General features: G+C 34.1%; 6 protein-coding genes. All 6 read left to right on the top strand.

The features are described 5' to 3' along the window. Positions 1 to 2,655: formate dehydrogenase subunit alpha (gene fdhF, locus PHQ99_02095; GenBank protein MDD4288368.1), on the top strand; the 2,655-nt coding region annotated here is incomplete at its 5' end. A gap of 43 nt (positions 2,656 to 2,698) precedes the next feature. Continuing rightward, complete coding sequence (locus PHQ99_02090) at positions 2,699 to 3,568, top strand: formate/nitrite transporter family protein (protein MDD4288367.1); 870 nt, start codon at positions 2,699 to 2,701, stop codon at positions 3,566 to 3,568. A 122-nt stretch (positions 3,569 to 3,690) separates the two neighbouring features. After that, positions 3,691 to 4,323 carry a molybdenum cofactor guanylyltransferase gene (locus tag PHQ99_02085; protein MDD4288366.1) on the top strand — a complete coding sequence of 211 codons (633 nt, stop codon included), beginning with the start codon at positions 3,691 to 3,693 and terminating at the stop codon, positions 4,321 to 4,323. After that, complete coding sequence (gene fdhD / locus PHQ99_02080; GenBank protein ID MDD4288365.1) at positions 4,324 to 5,097, top strand: formate dehydrogenase accessory sulfurtransferase FdhD; 774 nt, start codon at positions 4,324 to 4,326, stop codon at positions 5,095 to 5,097. Positions 5,098 to 5,163: 66 nt separating this feature from the next. Continuing rightward, positions 5,164 to 5,595 (top strand): pre-16S rRNA-processing nuclease YqgF, encoded by a 432-nt coding sequence (locus PHQ99_02075; GenBank protein ID MDD4288364.1) that lies wholly within the window; start codon positions 5,164 to 5,166, stop codon positions 5,593 to 5,595. Between the two features lie 32 nt (positions 5,596 to 5,627). Next, positions 5,628 to 6,268: hydrogenase nickel incorporation protein HypB (gene hypB, locus PHQ99_02070; GenBank protein ID MDD4288363.1), on the top strand; the 641-nt coding region annotated here is incomplete at its 3' end.

The raw sequence follows: 6,268 nt of genomic DNA, 5'->3' as shown, positions 1-6,268 counted from the left end.
GCAGGAATAAAAATTCCGACACTTTGTGCTATGCCTGAAATCAATCATTATCCCGGTTCTTGCCGCATGTGTGTTGTGGAAGTAGAAGGAATGCCTTGTTTAGCTGCTTCCTGTGTATATCCGGTTCGAGATGGCATGGTAATCCATACCCAAAATGAAAGGGTAATAAAAGCCCGAAAGGCAGTATTGGAATTATTACTGACCACTCATCCCCTTGACTGTATGACTTGTGAGAAAAATGGTGAATGTGATTTGCAGGATTTAGCGTACGAATTAGGTATAAAAGAATCCAGATACGGCAGAAGTGAAAAAGATTTACCATTAGACGAAAGCAATCCCTTTATATTGAGAGATTTAAACAAGTGTATTCTTTGTCGGAGATGTGTTGAGGTTTGCAATGAAATCCAACAATCCAAAGCTATAGGAATAGGATTTAGAGGTAAAAAAACTGAGATTATTGCTGGTTTAGGCAATAAATTAGGCCATGAAACAAATATAGCAATTGGCTCTGATGATAATCCTGATTATTCTCAATGTGTTTCATGTGGACAATGTGTGGCTGTATGTCCTGTTGGGGCTTTAACAGATAAAGCATCCATAGGAAAAGGCAGGGCATGGGAATTTGAGAAAGTTCACACTACCTGTAATTACTGTGGATGTGGTTGTGGGTTTGATTTGAACATTAAAGATGGAAAAGTAGTTAAAGTGACTTCTAATCCTGATAGTGTTGTTAATGGAATCAATCTTTGTGTAAAAGGACGTTTTGGTAATGATTATATACATAGAGACGATAGGTTGAAAACTCCTTTAATCAGAAAGAATGGAAAATTAGAGCCGGTTTCCTGGGAAGAGGCTCTTGATCTTATAAGTGATAAATTTGGCAAGATAAAGGCAGAGCATGGTAGTGATAGCTTAGCCGTCTTATCTTCTGCTAAATGTACAAATGAAGAAAATTATTTATTGATGAAATTTGGAAGAGCTGTATTGGGAACCAATAATGTTGATCATTGTGCCAGGCTTTGCCATTCAGCAACTGTTGCAGGCTTAGCACAGGCATTTGGTAGCGGTGCAATGACTAATTCTATTAAAGAACTTGCCAATGCTTCCGTTATTTATGTAACTGGTTCCAATACTACTGAAAATCATCCTATTATTGCACTGGAAATAAAGAAGGCAGTAACTAAGAATGGCGCAAAATTAATTGTAGCTGATCCAAGGGAAATTGAATTAACCAAATACGCTACACTTTGGTTAAGACATAAGCCTGGGACAGATGTAGCCCTATTTAATGGTTTAATGAATGTAATTATTAATGAAGGATTAGAAAACAAAGAATTTATCAAAGAAAGAACTGAAGATTACGATAAGTTAAAAGAAGTTGTTCTGAAATACACACCGGAAATAGTGGAAAAAATTACGGGAGTACCAGCTGAAGATATTAAAAAAGCAGCAAGGATTTATGCAGAGGGTCCTAACACTTCTTTAATTTATTCCATGGGAATTACACAACATACAAGCGGTACAGACAATGTTCTTTCAACTGCAAATATAGCCATGTTAACCGGAAATGTTGGGAAAGAAAGTTCTGGAGTAAACCCGTTAAGAGGGCAGAGTAATGTACAGGGAGCCTGCGATATGGGTGCTTTACCCAATGTTTATTCAGGTTATCAAGCTGTAACAAATACTGAAGTCCAAGAGAAGTTTTCAAAAGCATGGGGTGCAGAGTTATCTGATAAAGTAGGATTGACAGTAGTTGAAATCCTTAATGCAGCTCATGATGGAAAGATAAAAGGAATCTTTGTTATGGCAGAAAATCCGGCTATGTCAGATCCTGATTTAAACCATGCCCGTGAAGCATTAAAAAAGACTGAATTTTTAGTTGTATCGGACATGTTTATGACCGAAACAGCTGAAATGGCTGATGTAGTCTTGCCAGGTGTGAGTTTTGCCGAAAAAGACGGTACTATTACTAATACCGAGAGAAGAGTACAAAGGTTCCATAAGGCAGTTGAAACGGTCGGGGAAGCAAAACCAGAATGGCAGATAATCTGTGATCTATCACAAAAAATGGGATATGAAATGAGCTATAACAGTCCTGCTGAAATTATGGAAGAAATTGCCCGGTTAACACCTATTTATGGAGGAATGCTCTATCATAGACTGGACAAAGAAGGATTACAATGGCCTTGTCCTGATGTTAACCATCCGGGAACAAAGTTCCTGCATCAAGGAAAATTCAGCAGAGGTAAAGGAAAGTTCTTCGCAGTAGAATACAGGGATGCTGCAGAACTTCCAGATGAAGAATATCCTTTAATATTTACTACCGGACGTGTATTGTATCACTTCCATACTGGAACAGTTTCCCGTAAGTCCAAAGGACTAAATGAAGTATACAAAGAAGCATTAGTCGAGATTAGTCCTAATGATGCTGAAGAATTGAACATAGAAGATGGAGAAATGGTAGAAGTTGCTTCACGAAGAGGAAAGATTAAGGCAAAGGTTAAAATAACTGAAAAATCAGATAATGGTGTAGTATTTATGAGTTTCCATTTTCATGAAGCTGCAGCAAATCTATTAACAAATGCCGCACTTGACCCAGTTTCCAAAATACCAGAATACAAAGTATGTGCTGTTAAATTAAAGAAAATATCTTAAAGAACAGAATAATTATGCAAATATTATTAAGGAGGAAATTAAATTGAGCGCAGAGAAAGAAACAATACAAAAGGTAGAAAATATTACTGCTCCATGTAATGCACCAGCAGCAGTCGCAAATGCATTTTGCGGTATTGGAAAAAATAAGGCAGATTTACCGTGGATGAAAATGATTATTCTTGGTATTTTAGCTGGTGCATATATAGGTTTTGGTGCACAGCTTGCTACAATGGTTACCTATGATTCTGCGAGTTATATAGGTGATGGAATCTCTAAAATCTTATTTGGTAGTGTATTTTCAGTAGGACTGATGTTAGTCGTAATAGCTGGAGCAGAGCTGTTTACGGGAAATAATTTAATAGTGGTAGGAACTTTAAACGGGAATGTGTCAACAGGAAAATTATTAAACAGCTGGTTCTGGATTTATGTAGCTAATTTTATTGGCTCCATTTTACTGGTCTGGATAATGTACGCAACACAACTTTGGAAAACAGGGGATTTTGCAGTAGGTGCAAAGGCATTATCAATTGCCAGTGGAAAAGTCAATCTTAGTTGGGGAGCAGCTTTAGCAAGAGGGATTGTGTGTAACTGGTTAGTATGTCTTGCTGTTTGGCTTGCAGTTGCAGCAAAAGATGTTGCAGGAAAGATATTAGCTATTTATTTCCCGATTATGGCATTTGTCGCTAGTGGTTTTGAGCATAGCATTGCTAATATGTATTTTGTACCTATGGGTATTATGCTTAAAGGAAATGCTGCAGTTGTTGCCGCAGCAGGTTTGACTGATAAGATAGCTAATTTGACCTGGGGAAGTTTTATTTTGAACAATTTGGTCCCTGTGACAATTGGTAATATAATCGGTGGAGCATTTTTTGTAGCAACTTTATATTGGTATGTATATTTAAGAAAAGAATAATATATAAAGAAAATATATCAATTTATGATATTAAAGAGGGGTTATGTCTTGATAAATAAAGATATAATCCCTCTTCCTGGATTTATTTTAAAGATTATTTTTTCTAAAATGAGCAGAAATTAATGGATAAAGAAAAATTTACTCCTATCACTATAATAATATTGGCTGGTGGGAAAAGTAGTAGAATTGGTTTAAATAAAGATAAGGGAAAAATGAAATTATTGGGTGTTAATTTAATAGATAGAGTAGTCTCTAATATTCTTTCATCCGGTTTATTTTCAGAAAAAGACCTTCTTCTCGTTGGTCCTAAAAAAAGATTCCCTGATTACAACAGAGTTGTAGAAGATATTTACCCACAAAAAGGTCCCTTAGGAGGAATATTTTCAGGTTTACACTATTCAAAGACTTTTTATAGTCTTATAATTGGTTATGATATGCCATTTATTAAGTCTAATTTAATACATTATATGGCAGAAAATATCGATAATCATGATGCAGTTATTCCCACTCATAGCCAGGGGTTACTTGAACCACTATGTGCAATATACAGTAAAAATTGCCTGAAAGTAATGGAAAATAATATAAAAAATAATGAATTATCTGTAAGGCGCATATTTCCTTTTTTGAAGATACGCCTTATTAATGAAAGGGAAATAAAAAGATTTGACCCGAAGTTACATTCTTTCTTTAACATTAACTATAAGAGTGATTTTAATAGAGCAGAGGAATTGAGTCGAAAAAGGAGAAGAGAATAATTGTTATCGGAAGATAAGGGAGTAAAAAAGAATATTGTTAGAATTAGGCAAGGTAATAAAGAAGAGACAACAGATATAATTGCCCGGGAAATAGAGTTAAGTATCTATGTAAATCAAAAAAAGATAATAAGATTATATTGCAGCCCTGGTAATTATAAATTTTTAGGAGCCGGATTCTTGTTTTCTACAGGTATTTTGGCAAGTAAAGAGGATATCTTATTAATTGAGACAAACCATAATTCTGTTAATATAATTACAAAGAATAGCATTTTATCTGCGGAATATATTAACTATCTTTCATCAGAAATTAACTCAAAACACCAAGTCAAAAAGCTAAGTATTAAGAACACTGATATGTTAGATAGTCTTGTATTAAAGCATTCAATTGTTTTTACCCTGATGGCTGAAATGCAGAACAAGGCTGTATTTTTTAAGGAAAGTGGTAGTGTTCATAGTTGTGGATTAGCTAACAGAAATGGAATAATATTATTGTTTGCTGAGGATATTAGTCGTTACAATACAATAGATAGGATCTTAGGAGAATCATTACTGAAAGACATTAATACCAGTGATAAGATAATACTTACCTCATGCCGGATAACTTCCGGGATTATCAAAAAAATAATTCAAACGGGGATTTCTATTGTAATTTCACGATCTGCGGTTACAGATTGCGCTATAAATATGGCGCATCGTAATAATATAACGCTTATTGGTTTTGCTCGTAATGAAAGGATGAATATATATTCTCATCCCGAGCGTATTATACTCTAATAATATTTAATAAAATTTTCTCTGGACACAAATGATATAATTATATATTAAATACAAATAGGATTTATGATGGTAAAAACTGTATTAGCAATAGATCCGGGGAGAAAGAAATGTGGAATTGCTGTTGTCAACAGTAAATTAAAATTTATTTTTGGTGAGGTTGTTGATAACAAAGAACTTATTCAAAAAGTAGGACCTTTATTAAAAAAGTATAACATAAATAATCTTTTAATTGGCAGTGGAACATATTCGGATGAAATAAAAAAATGGATTATTGAAAATTTTAATAATATTGCAATAACTGAAGTATCTGAAAAAAATACTACTATGCAGGCTAGAAAACGTTATTATAACTATAATCCTCCTACAGGTTTATCAAAATTTCTGCCTTTATCCTTTCTTGTTCCTCCTTGTCCTTATGATGATTATGCAGCATTACTTATTGCTGAAAAATTTTTTATGAATAGAAAAAAAACAAGAGATAATTATAATTTATAAAGAAACAAATATATTCAAATTCGGAGGAAATAGTGTTGACAAAGATAAAAGTATTTTCAAATATTATGAAAAGTAATGAAGACATGGCTTTAAATAACAGGCAACTGTTTAAAAAATACAATATCCCGGTAATCAACATGATGAGTTCTCCAGGCTCCGGAAAGACAAGTGTACTGGAGAAAACAATCGAGGAGCTGGGCAAAAAAATTAATATCGCAGTATTAGAAGGAGATTTGCAGACAGATCGTGATGCACAGCGTATTGCTAAACATGAAGTTCAGGTAGCTCAAATTAATACTGATGGAGCATGCCATCTGGATGCCAATATGGTAAATAAGGCTTTATCCGCATTTGATTTTAGTAAGATTGATTTATTTTTTATTGAAAATGTTGGTAATCTGGTATGTCCGGCCGGTTTTGATCTGGGTGAAAATTATCGGGTAAATTTGGTTAGTATCCCCGAAGGAGACGATAAGGTAATTAAATACCCGGTAATATTTAGAAAATGTGATGCTTTACTGATTAACAAGATGGATCTGTTGCCATATATATCATTTAACCTTGAACGCTTAAAAACCGAAGCATTAAATATTAGGCCTGATATGAAGATTTTTGAAATATCCTGTTTGAATAATGAAGGAATGCAGGAGTGGTATAAATGGCTTGAAGAAAT

Source organism: Atribacterota bacterium, assembly GCA_028703475.1.
Lineage (GTDB): Bacteria > Atribacterota > Phoenicimicrobiia > Phoenicimicrobiales > Stramentimicrobiaceae > JAQVMU01.
The sequence above is the reverse complement of the archived record's forward strand: the minus strand, read 5'-3'. Positions and strand labels throughout refer to the sequence as shown.